At 76.3% G+C, this 18,478-nt stretch carries 21 protein-coding genes and 1 pseudogene; 11 read left to right on the forward strand and 11 right to left on the reverse strand.

Features of this window, described 5'->3' with window-relative positions; all coding sequences use genetic code 11:
* The first annotated feature begins 24 nt into the window (after positions 1-24).
* Entirely contained in the window at positions 25-1,125 is a 1,101-nt protein-coding gene (locus ACFYUY_RS35635) for a calcium:proton antiporter (RefSeq protein WP_387907077.1), read from the forward strand.
* 28 nt (positions 1,126-1,153) lie between these two features.
* Here the strand turns inward: ACFYUY_RS35635 and ACFYUY_RS35640 are convergent, their stop codons facing one another.
* On the reverse strand, positions 1,154-1,900 hold the full coding sequence (locus ACFYUY_RS35640) for a rhomboid family intramembrane serine protease (RefSeq protein ID WP_387907080.1): 747 nt from the start codon (positions 1,898-1,900) through the stop codon (positions 1,154-1,156).
* A gap of 162 nt (positions 1,901-2,062) precedes the next feature.
* Between ACFYUY_RS35640 and ACFYUY_RS35645 the strand changes: the two genes are divergently transcribed.
* The 3 genes from ACFYUY_RS35645 to ACFYUY_RS35655 all read left to right on the forward strand — a co-directional run bounded on the left by ACFYUY_RS35645 (position 2,063) and on the right by ACFYUY_RS35655 (position 5,742).
* The gene (locus ACFYUY_RS35645) at positions 2,063-2,965 is read left to right on the forward strand and encodes a hypothetical protein (RefSeq protein WP_387907082.1); all 903 of its coding nucleotides are present in this window, start codon (positions 2,063-2,065) and stop codon (positions 2,963-2,965) included.
* Between the two features lie 256 nt (positions 2,966-3,221).
* Positions 3,222-4,265 carry an ABC transporter substrate-binding protein gene (locus ACFYUY_RS35650; protein WP_387907085.1) on the forward strand — a complete coding sequence of 348 codons (1,044 nt, stop codon included), beginning with the start codon at positions 3,222-3,224 and terminating at the stop codon, positions 4,263-4,265.
* Positions 4,266-4,428: 163 nt separating this feature from the next.
* Positions 4,429-5,742 carry a geranylgeranyl reductase family protein gene (locus ACFYUY_RS35655; protein WP_360221491.1) on the forward strand — a complete coding sequence of 438 codons (1,314 nt, stop codon included), beginning with the start codon at positions 4,429-4,431 and terminating at the stop codon, positions 5,740-5,742.
* Positions 5,743-5,844: 102 nt separating this feature from the next.
* Here the strand turns inward: ACFYUY_RS35655 and ACFYUY_RS35660 are convergent, their stop codons facing one another.
* Positions 5,845-6,390: a GNAT family N-acetyltransferase gene (locus tag ACFYUY_RS35660; RefSeq protein ID WP_360221493.1), complete on the reverse strand. Its 546-nt coding sequence runs from the start codon at positions 6,388-6,390 to the stop codon at positions 5,845-5,847.
* Between the two features lie 96 nt (positions 6,391-6,486).
* Here ACFYUY_RS35660 and ACFYUY_RS35665 point away from each other — a divergent pair, with 96 nt between their 5' ends.
* The gene (locus ACFYUY_RS35665; RefSeq protein WP_387907088.1) at positions 6,487-7,170 is read left to right on the forward strand and encodes a GNAT family N-acetyltransferase; all 684 of its coding nucleotides are present in this window, start codon (positions 6,487-6,489) and stop codon (positions 7,168-7,170) included.
* Between the two features lie 242 nt (positions 7,171-7,412).
* Here ACFYUY_RS35665 and ACFYUY_RS35670 read toward each other — a convergent pair whose 3' ends face one another.
* On the reverse strand, positions 7,413-8,513 hold the full coding sequence (locus tag ACFYUY_RS35670; protein WP_387907091.1) for a hypothetical protein: 1,101 nt from the start codon (positions 8,511-8,513) through the stop codon (positions 7,413-7,415).
* 201 nt (positions 8,514-8,714) lie between these two features.
* On the opposite strand from ACFYUY_RS35670, the gene ACFYUY_RS35675 reads away from it, so the two are divergent.
* The 4 genes from ACFYUY_RS35675 to ACFYUY_RS35690 all read left to right on the forward strand — a co-directional run bounded on the left by ACFYUY_RS35675 (position 8,715) and on the right by ACFYUY_RS35690 (position 10,556).
* Positions 8,715-9,158, forward strand: a complete 444-nt coding sequence (locus ACFYUY_RS35675; protein WP_387907094.1) for an HAD family hydrolase — start codon at positions 8,715-8,717, stop codon at positions 9,156-9,158.
* A 66-nt stretch (positions 9,159-9,224) separates the two neighbouring features.
* Positions 9,225-9,635: a hypothetical protein gene (locus ACFYUY_RS35680; RefSeq protein ID WP_360221505.1), complete on the forward strand. Its 411-nt coding sequence runs from the start codon at positions 9,225-9,227 to the stop codon at positions 9,633-9,635.
* Complete coding sequence (locus tag ACFYUY_RS35685) at positions 9,635-9,931, forward strand: PRC-barrel domain containing protein (RefSeq protein WP_360221508.1); 297 nt, start codon at positions 9,635-9,637, stop codon at positions 9,929-9,931. The genes ACFYUY_RS35680 and ACFYUY_RS35685 overlap by 1 nt, the downstream gene beginning before the upstream one ends.
* 4 nt (positions 9,932-9,935) lie before the next feature.
* The gene (locus tag ACFYUY_RS35690; RefSeq protein WP_387907097.1) at positions 9,936-10,556 is read left to right on the forward strand and encodes a DJ-1/PfpI family protein; all 621 of its coding nucleotides are present in this window, start codon (positions 9,936-9,938) and stop codon (positions 10,554-10,556) included.
* 108 nt (positions 10,557-10,664) lie between these two features.
* On the opposite strand, the gene ACFYUY_RS35695 is transcribed toward ACFYUY_RS35690, so the two are convergent.
* The 5 genes and pseudogenes from ACFYUY_RS35695 to ACFYUY_RS35715 form a co-directional block, all read right to left on the reverse strand.
* Positions 10,665-11,519, reverse strand: a complete 855-nt coding sequence (locus tag ACFYUY_RS35695) for a DNA ligase (protein ID WP_387907118.1) — start codon at positions 11,517-11,519, stop codon at positions 10,665-10,667.
* Between the two features lie 168 nt (positions 11,520-11,687).
* Positions 11,688-12,566: pseudogene (gene ligD / locus ACFYUY_RS35700) on the reverse strand (non-homologous end-joining DNA ligase); the annotation flags it as partial.
* A 147-nt stretch (positions 12,567-12,713) separates the two neighbouring features.
* Positions 12,714-13,061, reverse strand: coding sequence for an MmcQ/YjbR family DNA-binding protein (locus ACFYUY_RS35705; protein ID WP_387907100.1), 348 nt, complete (start codon positions 13,059-13,061; stop codon positions 12,714-12,716).
* 7 nt (positions 13,062-13,068) lie between these two features.
* Positions 13,069-13,536 carry a VOC family protein gene (locus ACFYUY_RS35710; protein WP_387907103.1) on the reverse strand — a complete coding sequence of 156 codons (468 nt, stop codon included), beginning with the start codon at positions 13,534-13,536 and terminating at the stop codon, positions 13,069-13,071.
* A complete protein-coding gene (locus ACFYUY_RS35715; RefSeq protein WP_360221517.1) occupies positions 13,533-14,429 on the reverse strand; it encodes a helix-turn-helix domain-containing protein in 897 nt (298 codons plus the stop codon). The genes ACFYUY_RS35710 and ACFYUY_RS35715 overlap by 4 nt, the downstream gene beginning before the upstream one ends.
* Positions 14,430-14,576: 147 nt before the next feature.
* On the opposite strand from ACFYUY_RS35715, the gene ACFYUY_RS35720 reads away from it, so the two are divergent.
* The gene (locus ACFYUY_RS35720) at positions 14,577-15,011 is read left to right on the forward strand and encodes a CBS domain-containing protein (RefSeq protein ID WP_360221520.1); all 435 of its coding nucleotides are present in this window, start codon (positions 14,577-14,579) and stop codon (positions 15,009-15,011) included.
* 268 nt (positions 15,012-15,279) lie between these two features.
* Here ACFYUY_RS35720 and ACFYUY_RS35725 read toward each other — a convergent pair whose 3' ends face one another.
* Positions 15,280-16,230, reverse strand: coding sequence for a helix-turn-helix domain-containing protein (locus ACFYUY_RS35725; RefSeq protein WP_387907108.1), 951 nt, complete (start codon positions 16,228-16,230; stop codon positions 15,280-15,282).
* Between the two features lie 132 nt (positions 16,231-16,362).
* On the opposite strand from ACFYUY_RS35725, the gene ACFYUY_RS35730 reads away from it, so the two are divergent.
* Entirely contained in the window at positions 16,363-16,950 is a 588-nt protein-coding gene (locus ACFYUY_RS35730; protein WP_360221526.1) for a pyridoxamine 5'-phosphate oxidase family protein, read from the forward strand.
* A 36-nt stretch (positions 16,951-16,986) separates the two neighbouring features.
* Here the strand turns inward: ACFYUY_RS35730 and ACFYUY_RS35735 are convergent, their stop codons facing one another.
* Both ACFYUY_RS35735 and ACFYUY_RS35740 read right to left on the reverse strand, forming a co-directional pair.
* Positions 16,987-17,610, reverse strand: coding sequence for a DinB family protein (locus ACFYUY_RS35735; RefSeq protein WP_387907112.1), 624 nt, complete (start codon positions 17,608-17,610; stop codon positions 16,987-16,989).
* Between the two features lie 233 nt (positions 17,611-17,843).
* Positions 17,844-18,200, reverse strand: coding sequence for a hypothetical protein (locus ACFYUY_RS35740; protein WP_387907115.1), 357 nt, complete (start codon positions 18,198-18,200; stop codon positions 17,844-17,846).
* Positions 18,201-18,478: the final 278 nt, after the last annotated feature.

Raw genomic sequence — 18,478 nt, forward strand, 5'->3', positions numbered from 1 at the left:
CCCCCGGTCTGGGATCCTCGGCGCATGATCACGAAGCTCCGCGCGGCCTCCGCGCGATGGACCGTCGTCGTTCCGGTGGTGTCGTTCGTCGTCCTCGCCCTGACCTGGCACCGGGACCTGCCCGGCTGGGTGGTGGGTGTGGTCGCCTGCTTCCTGGTGGCCGCCGTCCTGGCCGCCGTGCACCACGCCGAGGTCATCGCGCACTGGTCGGGGGAGCCCTTCGGATCCCTGGTGCTCGCCGTCGCGGTCACCGTGATCGAGGTCGCGCTGATCGTCACGCTGATGGCCGACGGCGGGGACAAGTCCGCCACCCTGGCCCGTGACACCGTCTTCGCCGCCGTGATGATCACCTGCAACGGCATCCTCGGGCTGTCCATCCTGGTCGCCGCGGTCAAGCACCGCACCGCCGTCTTCAACGCCGAGGGCACCGGCGCGGCGCTGGCCTGCATCGCCACCCTGGCGACGCTCAGCCTGGTGCTGCCGACCTTCACCACCAGCACCCCCGGGCCGCAGTTCTCGACCACCCAGCTGATCTACGCGAGCACCGCCTCGATCGTGGTGTACGGGCTGTTCGTGGCCACCCAGACCGTCCGGCACCGGGACTACTTCCTGCCCGTCACCCCCGAGGGCCGGGTGCTGGAGGAGGAGGACCACGCCCACCCGCCGACCCCCGCCGCCGCCGGCGTCAGCCTGCTGCTGCTCGGCGTCGCCCTGGTCTCCGTCGTCGGGCTCGCCAAGGGCGTCTCACCGACCATCGAGTCCGCGGTGGACGACGCCGGGCTGCCGCACTCGGTGGTCGGCGTGGTGATCGCCCTGATGGTGCTGCTCCCGGAGACCATCGCGGCGCTGCGCGCGGCCCTGCGCAACCGGGTGCAGACCAGCCTCAACCTGGCCCTCGGCTCGGCGCTCGCCAGCATCGGCCTCACCATCCCGGCCGTCGCCATCGCCTCGTACTGGCTCACCGGCCCGCTCGTCCTCGGCCTCGGCCCCGCGCACCTGGTGCTGCTGACGCTGACCGTGGTGCTCGGCACCCTGACCGTCGTCCCGGGCCGGGCCACCCCGTTGCAGGGCGCGGTCCACCTCGCGGTGCTGGCCGCCTACGTGGTGCTGGCGGTCAACCCCTGACGACCGGGCGGGACTTGTCAGTCGCGGCCTAGAGGCCGAGGTCGTCCAGCTCCTTGAGCAGGGCGGCGTTGGGGCTGCCCGGAGCGGCGGCGGCCCGCCCGGTGGCGGCCCCGGACCCGACCCCGGAGGCCGACGCGGGCGCGGGCACGGGTGTGGTCGCCGTTCGCGGGGCGCGGTCGCGGAAGATCCAGGCGCCGGCCAGGCCGCCGACCAGACCGCCCAGGTGGGCGGACCAGCTGATGCCCGGGGCGACGCCGGGCAGGGCGGCGGTCACCATGTAGGCGAACGAGGCGCCGAGGACGACGCCGATCAGCGTGTCGACCAGGTTGCGGTCCACGACCCCGCGCAGCACCACGTAGCCGAAGTAGCCGAACACCACGCCGCTCGCCCCGGCGCCGACCGAGTCCGGGCTGTCGAAGACCCAGGCGGTCAGTTCGCTGGTCAGCGCGACCAGCAGGGTCAGGCCGAGGAACTTCTTCACGCCGCGGTAGGCCGCCAGGAAGCCGAACACGAACAGCGGGCCCGAGTTGGCCTCCAGGTGCGCCCAGTTCCAGTGCAGGAACGGCGCGGTGACGATGTTCGGCAGCCGGCTCGGATCCTGCGGCACGACGCCGAACTGCCGGCCGAGGTGGTAGTCGTCCATCCAGTTCACGAGCTGGATCAGCCAGATCGCCGCCAGCACACCGACCATGGTGAAGAGCGCCCGGCGGGCGTCGGCGATCATCTTTGCGGGGTCGAGCGTGGTTGCCGCACGGCTGCGGTCGTTCGAGGCCATGGGCCCGACTCTAAGGGCCGTCGGACCGGTGACGCACCCCCCGGTACAGTGGCTCCCGTCCCGCTGACCTGCCGACCCTCCTCCCGACTGCCAGAGGTGACCCGCCCGATGAGCGTCCGTCCGCTGCTGTCCTCCGCGTTCGCGGCGCGGGTCTGAGGCCCGGTGGCGACGAACCGGCACCCGGTCGAGGTCTGGCGGCTGCCCGAGGAGGAACGCCGGGCCGGCCGCCGGGCCCTGACCTGGACGGTCGGGCCGGACGGCGAACTGGCCGTCCTGGTGGTGCCGGAGCAGTACGCGACGCCGCCCGGGGCCTGGCCGTTCATCAGGCTGCCGTTCGACGGCGAGGTCGTGGTGCTGGGCCGGCACGGCGAGTGGCGGGTGCCGCTCACCGGCGTCGGGGCCTCGCCGGACCACCTGGCGCTCCTGCCGGGCCACCGGATCCTCCTGACCGACGCCCGGCCGGGCCGGGACGGCGAGGACTGGCTGCCCAACGGCGTGGTGTACGGCGCCGACGGGTCGCCGAGCCGCGAACTGCTCCTCGGCGACGACGTCCGCGCGCTGGTGACCGACCGGGACGGCCGGATCTGGATGGCGTACGGGGACGAGGGCATCTACGGCGACCACCCGATGGCGATCCCGGGGCTGCGGGCCGCCGACACCAGGGGCCGGCCGGTGTGGAGCCCCCGGGACCGCCCGCAGGACCGCCTGCCGGACTACCCGCTGGAGGGCCTCGCCGGCGCCACCGAAGGCCGCCACGCCTGGCTGGCCTGGTACCCGAGCTCCTCGGGCAGCTACCTCACCCAGATCGACCCGGTGGACGGCTCGGCCACGACGGTGCCCTGCCCCGTGCGGCTGCCGGCCGGATTCGCCGTCCGCGGCCGCGAGGGCGTCTTCCTCTCCAGGAGCGGCGAGCTGACCCGGCACCTGCTGGTCGGCAAGCAGTGGAAGCGGACCGGCGGACAGCGGCTGCAGCTGCCCGGCGGGATCGACCCGGGGCCCGCCCACGGCCGGGACGGGACGCTCTGGTTCCGCAGCGGCAACGGCTGGTACCGGGTCGAGGCCTGAGGTCCGCCGGACGCCCCGGCCCCCGCGTGAGGGCAGGCCGACCGGCCGCCCACCGACCCGGCGACGGGGCGCCCGGCGCGGGGTGCGAGGATGACCCCGACCGCCCCCGACGGCGGACCTCCGCCGACCGGCCGCCCCGCACCCCCGGCGGCCCGATCTGGGCACACGGCGACGAGGTCCGCACTGCGTACCCCGGCAGCCACTCCGGCGCGGCGTCTCCCTGCCCGCACTCTCACTGCGAAGAAGACGCATCGCGATGCACCGCACCCCCGACCACACCCCCTGCTCCGCCCCCACTCCCGGCCAAAGACCGATCGTCCGGAGCTCCGGCGACCGCCGCTCCGGCGCCCGGAGCTCCGCGGACCGCCGCCCCGCCGACCGCCGCTCCGGCACCCCCGTGCTCCCGGCCCGCGCCGCCGCCCTGCTCGGCGCCGGCGGACTACTGCTGACCGGCTGCGGCAGCGGCGCCGGGTCCGTCCCCGGCAGCCAGGCCGACCTGCGCGACCGGATCCCCAAGGCGGTCAAGGACGCCGGGGTCCTGAAGATCGGCTCCTACCTCCACTACCCACCGGTCGACTTCCGCGACAACGACGCCAAGCCCGCCGGGCTCGACCCCGAGATCGCCGCCGCCATCGGCGACTACCTCGGCCTGCGCGTCGAGTTCGTCGACATGCCGTTCGACAAGCTCATCCCGGCCGTCCAGAGCAGGAGCATCGACCTGGTCATGTCCGCCGTGATCGACACCAAGCAGCGCCAGCTCGGGGCCGCCGACGACGGCCACCAGGCCGACCCCGGAGTCGACTTCGTCGACTACTTCACGACCGGGACGTCCATGGTCGTCAAGGCCGGCAACCAGGTGCCGCTCAGCACCGTCGACAGCCTCTGCGGGCGGACCGTCGCCGTCCAGCGCGGCACCCTGCAGGACGAGTTCGCCACCCGCCAGATGGGCGCCTGCCCGCGCACCGGCAAGGTGCTCCAGGTGCACCGCTTCGACAACGACGACCAGGCGCTCGCCGAGGTCGCCTCCGGCACCGCGATCGCCGACCTGAACGACTACCCGGTCGCCCAGTACAACACCACCACGCCGGAGCGGGTCGGCAAGTTCGTCCTCGCCAACACCCACTTCCTGCAGTCCGGCCCGTACGGCATCACCGTGGCCAAGGACAACACCGCGCTGCGGGACGTGATCTCCAAGGCCCTCGACCAGGTGATCCGCGGCGGCGCGTACGACAAGATCCTCGCCAAGTGGAACGTGAGCCCGGGCGCCGTCTCCAGCGCGGTGGTCAACGGCGGGCTCTGACCCACCGGGTGGGCCGGGCCCGCCCCGATGGCCGGTATTGACCGGTCATCGGGGCGGGCCCGCGTGTCGGGGCGGCGGGCGGGCACCGGGGTTCTCTATCGTCCGTCTGAGTCCCTCCGATTCCGTCGAGTTCCACACCCGATCCGACCCGTGGGAGTGCGCGATGCCCGGCCCAGAGCAGCAGGTGACCGGAGACGGCGGCCGGTCCGCCCGGACCGGGGAGGACGCCGACGTCATCGTGGTCGGCGCCGGCCCGGCCGGCTCCACCGCCGCCTACCACCTGGCCCGTACCGGCCTGGACGTCCTGCTGCTGGAGAAGTCCGCCTTCCCGCGCGAGAAGGTCTGCGGGGACGGCCTCACCCCGCGCGCCGTCAAACAGTTGACCGACCTCGGCATCGACGTCTCCGAGGAGGCCGGCTGGCTGCACAACCGGGGCCTGCGGCTGGTCTCCGGCCGGCGCTCGATCGAGTTCGACTGGCCCGAGCTGTCCGCCTTCCCCGGCTACGGCCTGGTCCGGCGGCGCGCCGACTTCGACGAACTGCTCGCCCGCCGGGCCGCCTCGGCCGGCGCCCGGCTGGTCGAACGGGCCAACGTGGCGGGCCCGTTGGTCGACGAACGGACCGGCCGGATCACCGGTGTCACCGCCCGGCTCGGCGAGGAACGCGAACCGGTCAGCTACCGGGCACCGGTCGTGGTCGCCGCCGACGGCAACTCCACCCGGCTCTCCGTCGCCATGAAGCGCTACCGCCGGACGGACCGCGCCATGGGCGTCGCCTACCGCACCTACTTCACCACCCCCCGCCACGAGGACCGCTACCTGGAGGCCTGGCTGGACCTGCGCGACCCGGGCGACCCGGGCCGCCGGCTCCTGCCCGGCTACGCCTGGGTGTTCGGCATGGGCGACGGCACCGCCAACGTCGGCCTCGGCGTCCTCGACACCGCGCACATCGACCTCGACTGGCGGGACCTCCTGCGCCGCTGGTGCGACGACCTGCCGCCCGAGTACGCCTACACCCCCGAAGCCGTCACCGAACCCGTCCGGGGCTCCGCCCTCCCGATGGGGCTCAACCGCCAACCCCACTACGCCGACGGTCTGTTGCTCGTCGGCGACGCGGGCGGCACGGTCAGCCCCGGCACCGGCGAGGGCATCGCCTACGCGATGGAGTCCGGGCGCTTCGCCGCCGAGACCGTCGTCCAGGCCCTCGCCCGGCGGACCGACCGCGGCCGCGAGCTCGCCCTGCGCGCCTACCCGCAGGCCCTGCGGTCCGCCTACGCGGGATACTTCGCACTCGGGCGCCTCGCCGCCGACCTCCTGGGCCGGCCCCGGCTGCTCGGTGCCGCCGGCGCCGCCGGACTCGGCCACCCGTCCCTGCTGAAGGTGGCCTTCCGGCTGATGGTCAACCTCACCGAGCCCAACTCCAAGGACGCCCTCGACCGGCTGCTCCACCTGGTCGGGCGGGTCGCGCCCGGCAGGTGAGGGCGGCGCCCGGGTGACCCGCGGTCCGGTGATCCGCGGTCCGGTGGTGGCCGGCCCGGTGATCCGCGCCGCGGCCGGTCCTTCGAGCGGCCACGGCGCGGGTCACCACAGGTCGCCGTCGCGCCAGTCGCACGTCAGCCGGCCGGAGACGTCCGGCGCGACCGGCCCCGGCAGCACGAACACGCTGCCCTCCTCCTCCGGCGTCGCGACCGGGCCGGTCGGCGTCAGCGCCGCCAGCGGCCCCTGCCACGGCAGCCAGCCCCGCCCCCCGTAGAAGCCCGCCGCGCCGTCCGCGGCGCACAGCACGCCCAGCTCGTACCCGCCCCGGACCACCCGCTCCGCCGCGTCCATCAGCGCCGCGCCGTACCCGAGCCCGCGCCGGTCCGCCCGCACGCCGACCGCCTCCACGTACCCGGCGCGCAGCGCCCGCCCGCCGTGCAGCATCCGCCGCTGGACCACCGCGGCGTGCCCCACCAGCACCCCGTCCTCCCGCAGCAGCACGTGCATCCCGCCCAGCGCGTGCTCCCAGTCCTCCGCGGTCAGACCCCCCTCGAAGACCACCCCGAACACCTCGACCAGCAGGGTCCGCGCCTCGTCCAGCGCGGCACGCCCCAACCCGGACGTGTGGGCCGTCAGCAGCTCGATCACGTGTCGATCCTCGCACCCCCGGGGTGCCGGGGGCGGGTCGTCTCCCGCGGGGAAATTCGCTGGCGGGCCCGGGAAGGGGCGGGATAGGAAGGTCGGATGAGCAGCACCGAGACGCCCGCCCAGCCGGGCCGGCAGGCCCAGCCCGCCCAGCCGGTCCAGGCCGCAGCCCGACCGACCGCCCCGGCCCCGGTCGGTGGCCACCGCACCTTCCGCCCGGCCACCCTCGACCTCGGCGACGTCCTGCTGCGCCCCTGGGGCCGCACCCTCGAGCTGCCCGGCGGGGTCCTCCCCGCCCTGACCGCGGCCGCGGCCGACCGGGAGATCGCCCGCTGGAACCCGTTCCGCGCCGACGACCGGGCCGCCGCCGAGGCCTACCTGGAGCGCTGCGACACCGGCTGGGCCGAGGGCGGCACCGCCGCCTTCGCCGTCACCGACGCTGCCGACGGCAGGCTGCTCGGCAACGTCGCGCTGCGCTGGACCAACCGCGAGGACGGCCTCGCCATGGTCGGCTACTGGCTGCTCGCCGCCGCCCGCGGCCGGGGCATCGCCACCCGCGCCACCACCGCCGTCACCCGCTGGGGCGTGGACACCGCCGCCGCGCGCCGCATCGAGCTCTGCCACGCCGTCGGCAACGACGCCTCCTGCCGGGTCGCCACCCGCGCCGGCTTCCGCTACGAGGGCACCCTGCGCGCGTCCTACCGCTACGAGGGCGGCGAGTACTTCGACGAGCACCTGCACGCCCGCCTCGCCACCGACCCGGAGCCCGGGCGGCCCGGCTGACGCGGGCCCCGCGGACCGCTCCGGCGCACGTGGGGCGATCGCGTGGAAGTACCGCCCGTGCTCGCCCTGGCGGGACCCGCCGGAGGAGCTGGGGCCGTTCCAGACCGGAACGGTGCATCAACCGCTCGGAACAGTGGTGGGGCCTGGCCATGCGCACTGACCAGCTCGCCATCGCCTGCCAGGCCGCACTCCACCTCGCAGCCATCCTCAGCCGGCTCCGCAGATGACCGGAGAGACAGCCCTCAGCCGCCGCGGAGCCGGTCGTGGATCGCCCGCAGCCACGGCTGTCGGACGGCCGGCAGGCGGGCCAGCCGGTCGAGCAGCGCCGCCCGGTCGGGGGCGAACGGCCTGTACGGCCGGAGCGGCAGCGGGTCGTCGCGCTCGACCCCGGCGGGCAGCCGGGCCGTCGTCCGCGGCTCCGGGAAGGCCAGGTAGCTCCACACCGCGGCGTCCAGCGGGACGGTGGCGGCTCCGCCGGCGGGCGGCGACCCCGCGGCGGTCCCGGGCCGCCACCCGGTGCCCGTCCGGGGGTGCCGGGGGACCAGCAGGAGGTCGGCGCCGGGCGCGGGCGGCAGCCCGGGACCGGCCAGGGCCAGTGCCAGGGTCCGGGCCGGCGGCCCGGCCGGCAGCAGCGCGTCGAGCGTGCGGCCGAACGTCGCCGTGAGCAGGCCGTCGGGCACGGACACCGGTGCGCCTCCCGAGGCGGCCAGCAGATCGGCCAGCGCCGTGCCCACCGCCGCCTCCCACTGCGAGCTCCACCACCCGGGGGCCTCCACCGGCGGCAGGGCCGGTACCGTCCAGCCCTCCACGGCTGAGGGGACCGGCCCGTCCAGCGGCTCGTCCAGCGCCTCGTCCGACGGCCCGTCGACCCGGTCGTCGAACAGGCCGTCGGCCGGTGTCCTGCGCACGGCCGCCGCGAGGAACCACACGGACTGCCACCGGTAGCAGTCGTCGATCCTGGTCCCGACCTCCCGCCCGCAGCCCGCGCAGGCCAGGTTCGGCCCGAGGCCGCCGGCGGAGGCGCAGCAGCCCTCGCAGCGCTCCGGGAGCAGGACGGTGCCCCGGGTGTCGCCCGGCGCCACCACGACCGCGCCGGCCGGGCCGACGGACAGCCCGGGCAGCGGCGCGTGGACGCCGAGTGCGGCCGCCGCGGCCTCCCCGATCTCCTCCCAGGGCCGCCACGGGGGCGCGCACCAGAGCGGATCGACGGCGTACGTGCCCGGCTCCAGCAGGGGCGGGAGGAAGCGGTCCCCGCCCTCGCGACGGGCGTGCGCGGGCAGCGCGACCCGGGACACCGGTGTGGTCAGTGCCGTCCCGCACCGCGTGCACGCGAACACCGTCATCCCGTCCCCCTCCTGCGGATCGCCCCCCGCGGACCCCGGCAGCGGGTCCCCGGAGTATCGCGGCCCGACGGTCCGTGGCCAAGCGGATTTCCGGCCCGCCCGGGGAGGGGCCGACGGTCGGCAGGGCGCGCTCGGCCGGGGAGCGGCCTAACCTGGAAGGGCGCGTACGGTGCGTGGCCTCGAACGGGAAAGCGGTGGGCCATGACGGTGATCTCGGCGGCTGTCTTCGGTACCGCCTGGCGGCCAGCGCCGCCCGGTTGCGCCGAGCTGCTGCGCGAGTGCGCCGCCCGTGGCTGGACGGTCGTGCTGACCGCTCCCGGGCCGGCCGGGGCTCCCGCCCTGACCGTGGCCGCCCCGGGCGACGACCCGGTCAGGGCCGCGCTCGAGCTGGTCGGCGGCAGGCCTTCACACGCGGTGGCGGTGGCCGGGACCGTACACGAGGTGCTGGCGGCGCGGCGGGCCGGGGTCCCGTGCATCGCCCTGGAGGCCGGCGTGGACGCCGGCCCCCTGCTGCGGGCGGCGGGTGCGGCCGAGGTCCACCGCGACGCCGCCGCCCTGCTGCGAGTCCTGGACGACAGCCTGCTCGCCCGCCCGCGGGCCTTCGGCCCGGTGGGCGCGGGAACAGGCGGTCCCCGAGGCGGTTAACGCCGGCCCGAACCGGGCAACCGCCCGGGTGCGAGCACGTCACCGGAGTTGTCGGAGGTGACCGAGATGGACGGACCCGCGTTGAGCGGATGGGAGCGGCGGCTCCTCGAGGAGATCGAGTCCGATCTGCGCCAGGACGCGCGCCTCGACCGGAAGTTGAGCACCATGGGTGCCAAACGGCCGAGCCGGTTCCGCGGCGTGCTGCGCGGCGTGGCCCGCCGGGTCTCCGCCGGGGTGGTGACGACCGCGCTGCTGATGGCCGCGATCTGCCTCACCGTCGGCGTGCGGACCCCGACTGCCGCCGTGCTGATCGCCCTCGGCGTGGTGTGGACGGCCTCGGTGGCGGTCGCGATGGCCGTCGCGGCGCTGCTGCGCCGCCGGGCCGCGGGCCGCGAACCCGGAGACGGCTCCGCCGCACGGCCCCCCGACCGGGACGAGCGCCGCGAACGGCGGCCCTGGGACCAGCCGGAGGCGTGATGGGCACCGAGCTGTGGGAGTACCGCCCCGGTCCCCACCACGCGGCCGAGCTGAGCCTGACGGGGTACGAGGTGCAGGCCGTCGACGGTCCGCTCGGCACGGTCGAACAGGACTCGGGGGACCACCTGCTGGTCGACGCCGGGCCCTGGGTGCCCGGTGCCCGGGTGGTGGTCCCGGTCGGCCTGGTGGCCAGGATCGACCACTTGGAGCTGGCCGTCCACCTGGACTGTCCGCGCGCCCGGCTCAGCTCCGCTCCGCCGGTCGCCGTCGAGCTCGCGGGCCGCGAGCCGCGCTGACCTCATGGGCTGGCCGTCCACCACGCTCACCGGCCGGACGATCGCCTTCCTGGTGGCGCCGTTCGGTGTCGAGCAGGTCGAACTGACGTCGCCCTGGCAGGCGGTGGCCGAGTCCGGCGGTGTGCCGCGCCTGCTCTCCACCGCACCCGGCCGGGTCCAGGCCGTCCGGCGGCTCGCCCTGGGCGAGGCCTTCGGTGAGGCCTCGGGCGCCGCGTTCGGTGACACCTTCGGGGTGGACGGGTCCGTCGCCGAGGCGGACGCGGAGGCATTCGACGGGCTGGTCCTGCCCGGTGGGGTCGCCGGGTCCGACCTGCTGCGCCTGGACGGGCCCGCGGTGGCCTTCGTGCGCGCCTGGTGCGCGGCGGGCCGCCCGGTCGCGGCGATCGGCCACGCCGCCTGGACCCTGATCGAGGCCGACGCCGTCCGTGGCCGCACCCTCACCTCCGGGCCGAGTCTGCGCACCGATCTGCGCAACGCGGGGGCGACCTGGGTCGACGAGGAGGTGCACCTCTGCCGGGACGGCCCGGGGCCGCTGGTGACCAGCCGGGACCCGGCCGATCTGCCGGTGTTCGAGGACGCCTTCGTCACCGCGTTCGCCCACGCGGCGAAACGACGCGGAGCCTGAGCGCGGGCGGGCGCGTGCGCCGCGGGTCCGGCCGGGGGCGAACCCGGCCGCGCTCCGGCCCCCGCCCGCTCCGGCCCCCGCCTCCGGCCCCCCGCTCCGGCTCCCGCCTCAGTCGCCGCGGAGACGGACGAAGGTGGCGGTGGGCGGCCGGCCGGTGAGCGTGAGTTCGGCGCGCAGCGGGCCGGTGAGGGGGTGGACCGGGCCGAGGTCTGGGTCGGTGGTGGCGGGGCCGAGCAGCGGCGCGGCCACCGCGGCGACCTCGCGGGCCTGCACCGGGGTCAGCCCGGGGGAGCTGAGCAGGACCCGGCCGTCGTCGAGTTCGAGGACGAGCGCGCGCGGCCGGGCGGCCGGGCCGGTGAGTGCCCGGACGGTGGCGTCCACGGTGTCGCTGCGCCGGTACTTGACCCAGGCCCGGCCGCCGCCGCGCGGACGGTAGGGCGAGCCGGCGGCCTTGCAGACCAGGCCCTCGACGCCGGTGTCGGCGAGGCGTTCCATCCACTCCAGCGCCTCGGCCCGGTCGGTGGTGGCCAGCACGGGGCTGATCGGTGGCGGGACGTCGGCGAGGGCGGCGAGCAGCAGGCGGCGGCGGTCGGCGAGCGGCAGCCGCCGCACGTCACGACCGGGCAGGGCCAGCAGGTCGAAGGCGATCAGGCCGAGGGCGACCTCCGGGGAGGCGGCCCGGGCCTGGCGGGTGTGCAGGAGCTCCCCGAAGGCGAAGCGGCCGTCGCGCCAGGCTACGAGTTCGGCGTCCAGCACCAGCCCCTCGGGCAGCCCGGCGACGGCGGCGGCGATCGGCGGGAACTCGGGGGCGAGGTCGCGGCCGGTACGGGACTGGAGGAACGGCGGGCGGTCGCCGCGGGCGAAGGCGAGGCAGCGGAAGCCGTCCAGCTTCAGCTCGTACTGCACGCCGGCGCCGCCCAGGCCGTCGGCGGGCGGGACGGCTGTGACGGCGGCCGGGCGCATCACCTCGACGGGCGGGTGCAGGACCTGCCGGGTGCGGGGCGCGGCCGCGGCGGGCGGCGCCGCCTCCGGGCCCGCCTGTGCTCCCGCCTCCGGCCCCGCCCTCGCCGCGCCCTTCACGGCGGACGTCGCCGTGGACGTCGCCGTGGAGCCCGCCCCCACCGGGTCGGCCGGGAGCGGCCGGGCCTGCCCCGGATCGAGCAGCGGGGCGAACAGATCGCCGTGGGCGGCCAGCCGTCCGGGGACCTCGGCGAGGGTGAACACGAGGTCGTCCTCGGTGCCGGCCCGCTCCAGTTCGGCCCAGGAGAGCGGGGTGGAGACGGTCGGCAGCGGCCGGGCCCGCAGGGTGTAGGGCGCGGCGGTGGTCTTCTTGGCGTTGTTCTGCGACCAGTCGACGAGCACCCGCCCGGTGCGCCGGGCCTTGGCCATGGTGTGCACGACCAGGTCGGGGTGCTCGGCCTCCAGGGCCGCGGCGAGCGCCCTCGCGTAGCCGGAGACCCGGGTGCTCGGGGTGGGCTCGAGCGGGACCAGCAGGTGCAGCCCCTTGGAGCCGGAGGTCTTCACCCAGGCCGTCAGGCCGTCGGCGGCGAGCCGTTCGCGCAGCAGCCCGGCGACCGTCCGGCAGGTGAGGACGGACGCGCCCTCGCCCGGGTCGAGGTCCAGGACCAGCCGGTCGGCGAGCCCCGGCGCGGCCGCGTGCCACTGCGGGACGTGCAGTTCCAGGCAGCCCAGGTTGGCGGCCCAGAGCAGGGCGGCGCCGTCGTCGAGCACCACCTGGCGCAGGTCGCCGCCGCTGCTCGGGACCTCGACGGTGCGCACCCAGCCCGGCGTCCCGGCGGGCGGGTTCTTGGCGATGAACACCTCGGCCTCGACGCCGTCCGGGCAGCGCAGGAAGGAGACCGGGCGGTCGCGCAGGTGCGGCAGGAGGGCGTCGTGGACGGCGGCGTAGTAGCGCAGCACCTCGCCCTTGAGGGTGCCGGTGCGCGGGTAGTACACCTTGTCGAGGTGGGAGAGCGCGAGGGTGCGCCCGTCCACCGTGAGCTGGGGCATGGGCGCTCTCCGGAGCCTGCGGGTGGCCCCCGCAGCCAGTCTGCCCGGGCGGCGGCCGCGGCGCACGGCCGCCGCCCGGACCGTCGCGCGCCCCGGCCGCCGTCGCCCGGACGCCCGGGGCGCCCGGACCGCCCGGGGCGTGGGCGGTCAGCGGTCCGGGCCCACCAGGGCGTGGGCGTCCGCGACGAGGTCCTCGATCCGGGCCCAGTCGGGCGGCGGCCCGTCCAGGTGCACGCCGAGCCACCCCCGGTGCCCGACGTAGGGCGGGCGGAAGTAGCGGTCCGGGTCCTCGGCGACCAGCCGGGCCTGGGCGCCGCCGGGCGCCGCGCACCAGAAGGACAGCCGGTCGTCGTGGTGGTGGTCGGCGAGCATCACGAAGAGGCGGGCCCGGCGGCCGGAGCCGGTGAACCAGCTCGGCTCCCCGTGGCTGACCCGCTCCTCGACCTCCGGCAGGGCCAGGCAGAGGGCCCGCAGCCGGTCCACCGGCGCCGCCACGGTCTCCTCACCCCGCCGAGGGCGCGGCGGGCCGCGGCGCGCCCGGATAGGTGCCGAAGTACCAGCGGTTGCCCTCCGGGTCGGCGGCGGCGAAGTCGCGCGAGCCGTAGTCGGTCTCGGTCAGCGCGGTGGTGATCCGGGCCCCGGCGGCGACGGCGCGGTCGTGCACGCCGTCCGGGTCGACGGTGACCACGTACGCGGTGAAGGTGCCCGGCCGGCCCGGCCAGGGCTCGGCGCCCTCGGGCGCCTCCCGGTCGGAGCCGAGCATCACGCCGCCGCCCTCGGGCCAGGCCAGTTCGGCGTGCGCGACGAACCCGTCCTCGCCGTGGACGACGACCTCCTGGAAGCCGAAGGCCTCGACCAGGAAGCGGATCAGGGCCCGGGCGTCGGTGGCGCGCAGGCTGGGCCAGACCTGCGGGGTGGGGGTCCTGTCGTCCATCGCGTGCTCCTCGGGGGTCGCTGGGGGGCTGCTCACGACTCCCACTCTGCGGCCGCCGTGTCCGCCCCGCCTTGGACGTTTCGGAACTTCCCGTCCTGCGGTCCCTCCGCCGCCAGCCAGGCGCTGGGCGCGGCGCCGGCCAGTGCCCGGAACTCACGGGCCAGGTGCGCCTGGTCGAAGTAGCCGCACCGGACGGCCAGTTCGGCGAGCCGGGGGGACGGCGCGGTGGCGGCCAGCAGCCGCCGGGCCCGGTCGAAGCGGATCACCCGGGCGGCCGCCTTCGGCGTCAGGCCGGTCTCCCGCCGGAACCGCTCCTGCAGGTGCCGGGCGCTCCAGCCGGTCTCCCGGGCCAGCTCCGCGACGGCCAGGGCGCCGTCGCTGCGCCGCAGCGCCCGCCAGGCCCAGGCCACCTCGGGCGGCACCCGCCCGGAGGGGCGGGCGGCCCGCAGCAGCGCGGCGTCCAGCACGGCGAACCGTTCGTCCCAGCTGCCGGCGGCCCGCAGCCGCTCGTGCAGCAGTGGGCCGAGCCGCCCCAGCACCTGCTCCGCGGGGACGTCGATCCCGGCCAGCTCCCCGGCCGGCAACCCGAACAGCGCCCTGGCGGCGAGCGGGTGCACGGCGATCTGCACGCCGGACTGCCGGCCGTCGTGGGTGATCAGCGCCGGGCCGGTGTGCAGGCCGCCGAGCAGCGTCGGGTACGTGCCGGGCGGCTGCGCCGGGTCGGGGTGGCCGGCGACCACCAGCGGCTCGTCCAGGGTGAGGATGAACGTCAGGTACGGGGACGGCAGTCCGCGGTGCACGGCGGGCGGGACGCCGCGCTGGCGGTAGCCGGAGTACCAGGCCACGTAGGGGCGCAGCGCGGTCGCCGGCCGGGCGCGGACGGCTTCGTCGACCGGTGTGCCGGTCGCTCCGGGGGCTTCCGTGGTCACGTCTCCAGTATCGGCGGCCGCGGTCGCGGGTGGGCGGGGTGTTGCCTATGGTGAGGGCGCGGTCACTCCGCGAGTGGTGAGGTCGACCGCTCGGGGGGACCGCCGCTGGGGGGATCACCGGGGGGAGACATCGACGAAGGAGTCCCCGTGACCACTGCCCGAGAGATCATGCACACCGGTGCCCAGTGCATCGGCGCCCACCAGACGCTCGACGAGGCCGCCCGGATGATGCGCGACAGCAACGTGGGCGCGTTGCCGATCTGCGGTGACGACCAGAAGCTGAAGGGCATCATCACCGACCGTGACATCGTGGTGCGATGTCTCGCGGAGGGCAAGGACCCGTCCTCCATGACGGCCATGGAGCTGTCCGGCCACCTGCACTGCGTGCGCGCCGACGACAGCATGGAGATGGTGCTCCGGAAGATGGAACAGCACCAGATCCGCCGGATCCCGGTGATCGACGGCGAGCGGCTGGTGGGCATGATCAGCGAGGCCGACCTCGCGATGGGGCACCGCAACGGTCAGCGGCTGACCGACCAGCAGATCATCGAGTTCATGGACAGCGTCTACATGAAGCGCTGACCGGCGGGCGGCGCGTCCGCGCCGCCGCGCGCTCCGGCGGCGGGCTCCGTGCGCAGGTGACGCACGGCGGCCCGCCGTCGCTGCTCCCGGCACTGTCGCGGGTCCCGCTGCCGCCGCCGTTGCGGCCGCAGCGGCCCGCCGGCCGCTGCGGCGCCCGGTGACCGGCCGGTCCCCCCGTACCGGCCGGGCGTTCCGAGGGTGCCGGACGGCGGGGGCGCCCGTCTTGTAAAAGTGCGCACGCGGCGCGTCCCCCCGGTTCCGGACGGGCTCAGCCGCCGGGGTTGAGGACGGCGCTCGTCACCCGGCCGGCGACCCGGTCGGCCGGTTCGGGCAGGGTGGCGGCGGAGGTGCGGGAGGCGAGGAACTCGCGGGGCGAGCAGCCCACCATGCCGCGGAAGGCCCGGTCGAGGTGGGACTGGTCGTAGTAGCCGCAGAGGGTGGCGATCCGGGCGCCGTCCAGCCGGTTCCCGCCGTCCGGCCGGTTCCCGAGGGGCCGCTCGGCCGCCGAGTGCCGGGCGAGGACGGCGAGCGTGCGCTGGAGGCGCAGGATGGTCGCGGCCTGCTTGGGCGCCACCCCGAGGTGCTGGCGGAACCGCAGCTCCAGCCGGCGGCGGCTCCAGCCGGTGCCCGCGACCAGGGCGTGGACGGGCACCAGGCCGTGCGAGCGCCGCAGTTGGTGCCAGGCCCACTGGACGGACGGCTCCCAGCGCGGGCCGTCGGCGAGCCGTGCGGCGAAGTAGGCGTCCAGCAGGGCGAACCGCGCCGGCCAGGTCGGGGCGTCGGCCAGCCGGGTGGACAGCCGGCGCAGCCGCGGGCCCAGGACGTCCCCGGCCTCGGCCCACTGGCCGCCCAGGTCGCCGGCCATCGGCCCGAACACGCGGAACGCGCCCTGGGGGGTCAGCGAGACGGCCAACCCGTGCAGCACACCGGAGTGTTCGGCGATGGTGGCGGTGCGGCGCAGCCCGGCGGCGACCGAGGCGAAGGAGTGGCCGGGCCCCGGATCGACGGCGTCGGTGAGCCGCATCGACCCCTCGAAGGTGAGCGCCAGGGTGACCACGTCCGTGGGCACCTCCAAGCGCCGCCGCGGCCGGTGGAGCGTCAGCCGGTAGCCGCGGTAGCCGAGGACGAACGGGCGCAGCGGTCCGGCGGGCGCGCCGAGGGCCGTTCCGTAGGTGGTGGCGTCGCCGGGGTCGGGGGCGGCCGGGGCGTCGTGAGCCATCTCAACTCCCTTGTCAGGACGAGCAGGTGGCATGTGCACGTGCCATCCTACGGGCGCCCCGGTCGCCGGGTGATCGTCTCGTGTGGTGGATCACGCTTTCTTGACTGGCGAGATGCGGGCAGACTGGCGGGCATGGGAAAGCAGTACGAGAGCATCACCGGCCGGCTGCGCGAGTTCATCGAGCGGCAGCCCGTCTACTTCGTCGCGACCGCGCCGCTGGCCGAGGACGGGCACGTGAACGTCTCACCCAAGGGCCGCTCCGGCACCCTCGTGGTCGTCGACGAACTCACGCTCGCCTACCTGGACTTCGGCGGGTCCACCGCCGAGACGGTCGCCCATCTGCGGGAGAACGGCCGGATCACCCTGATGTGGTGCGCCTTCGACGGCCCGCCCACCGTGGTGCGGGTGCACGGCCGGGGCGAGCCGGTGTTCCGTGACGACCCGCGCTTCGCCGGTCTGCTGGGCCGCTTCGCGCCGGAGGCCGACGGGGCCGGGCTGCGGGCGATCGTGCTGGTGCGGGCCGAACGGGTCAGCGACTCCTGCGGGTTCGCCGTTCCGCTGATGGACTACCGCGCCGACCGCGACCTGCACGAGCAGTACTTCGGCCGCAAGGACGAGGAGGAGTTCAACACCTACTGCGAGGGCAAGCCGTACGTCGGCACCAGCATCGACGGTCTGCCCGCCCTGCCGCTGCCGCTCCCGGCCCGCCCGCCGCGCTGAGCGGGCCCGGGCGGGCCGGGTGGCCCCGGCGGCTCGTCAGTGCCGCGGCGACCAGCGGTGCAGGTCGCGCAGGAGGGCGATCTCGGCGCCGTGGTGCAGCAGTTCCTGGTTGACCCACCAGACGATCTCCCAGAACGGCTCCTCCGCGTCGCCGCCGTGCGGGTAGGTGCAGTACCCCACGGTGTCGAGCGCGGTCTCGTCGGCGGTGAGCAGGGCCGCCCGCCAGGCCGTGGCCGCGGCGTCGAAGGCAGCGACCGCGGACGCGGCGTCCCCGCTCGGGCGGAAGTCGTCCCGGGTGAGCGAACGGGTGCCGGCGGTGTGGTCGGCGCGCAGCAGCAACAGCTCGGTGAGGTGGCTCAACCTCCAGGCCAGGGTGGTGAAAGGGGCCGGCTCCGGGTGCGGCCAGGGGGTGGTGTCCCGCCCCCAGGCGCCGGCGCCGACCAGGACCGTCGCGCCCTCGCCCGGCCCGTCCGCGTGCCGGCGCACCGACCAGCAGCCGGGCACCGGCTCCCAGAGGTACTCCTCGTCGGTGAGCGGGCTGACGGCGACCGGGGTGCCGTTCCCGCTGTCCAGGGTCGGTCCGGCCAGCCGCTCGGTGAGGCGGGTGCGGGCGAAGTCGAACTCCGTCAGCAGGGGGACGAGTCGGGGCGGCAGCGACATCGGGTGGCTCCTCGGCGCGGGGCGTGCGGGCGGGGCGGGTGCGGACGGACCGGGTGCACGCTGCCACACGGCTCCGGGCCGGCGCGAGCGGATTTCGCACGGGCGGCGCCGGCCCGGAGCGAGCGCGAGGAGGCGGGCCCGGTCGCGGGGCCGTCGGCCGGGCTGCGGACCGTCCGGGGTGGTGCCGGTCGGGGTGGTGCCGGTCGGGCTCGACGGGGTGCCGGCCGCCGCGCCTACGGGCAGGACTCCTCGGCGAGCATCGCCCGCAGGGCGACCACCTGACCGGTCAGCGCCGTCCCCGCCGCGGGATCCTGGGCGCAGACCCGCCACTGCCACTGCACCACCACGACCCGGCCCCGCTGGTCGGCGTCCCGCACGGTCACCGGGTACCAGAGCGGCAGCAGGGAGCGGGCGGCCAGCACGCTCTGTCCCCGCAGCTCGGGCATCACGGTGCCGGGCGGGCTCGGGGTCGGGACGGCGTAGCCGGGCCGGTCGTCCGGCGGGAGGCTCCGGCCGGGGTCGGTCCTGGGGTCGCAGCCGGCCAGCCCGAGCAGCACGGCGAGCGCGAGCGGTACGGCGGTCCGGCGCATCGTCCCCCCGATCGAAGTCGCCTGCGGTCCCGAACCGGTCCCGCACCTCGACGGTACCGATCCCGTTCGTGCGGCGGTCCGTTCGTGACCGGCTCGCCGCCGCGCCGACGCCGCCTCGTTAGCGGGCCGGTGCCGGGGCGGGCATCCGGGGAGGGGTGTCCGGGAGCGTCCCGGGGATGTCCAGGGCGTGCGAACGGCGCCGTCGCGCCCCTCGTGGTGGGGGTGCGGCGGCGCCGTGGCGGTGGTGCTTGGGGGGGTGTTACTTGGTGAGGCCGGCC

This window comes from Kitasatospora sp. NPDC004745 (assembly GCF_042873275.1).
GTDB lineage: Bacteria > Actinomycetota > Actinomycetes > Streptomycetales > Streptomycetaceae > Kitasatospora.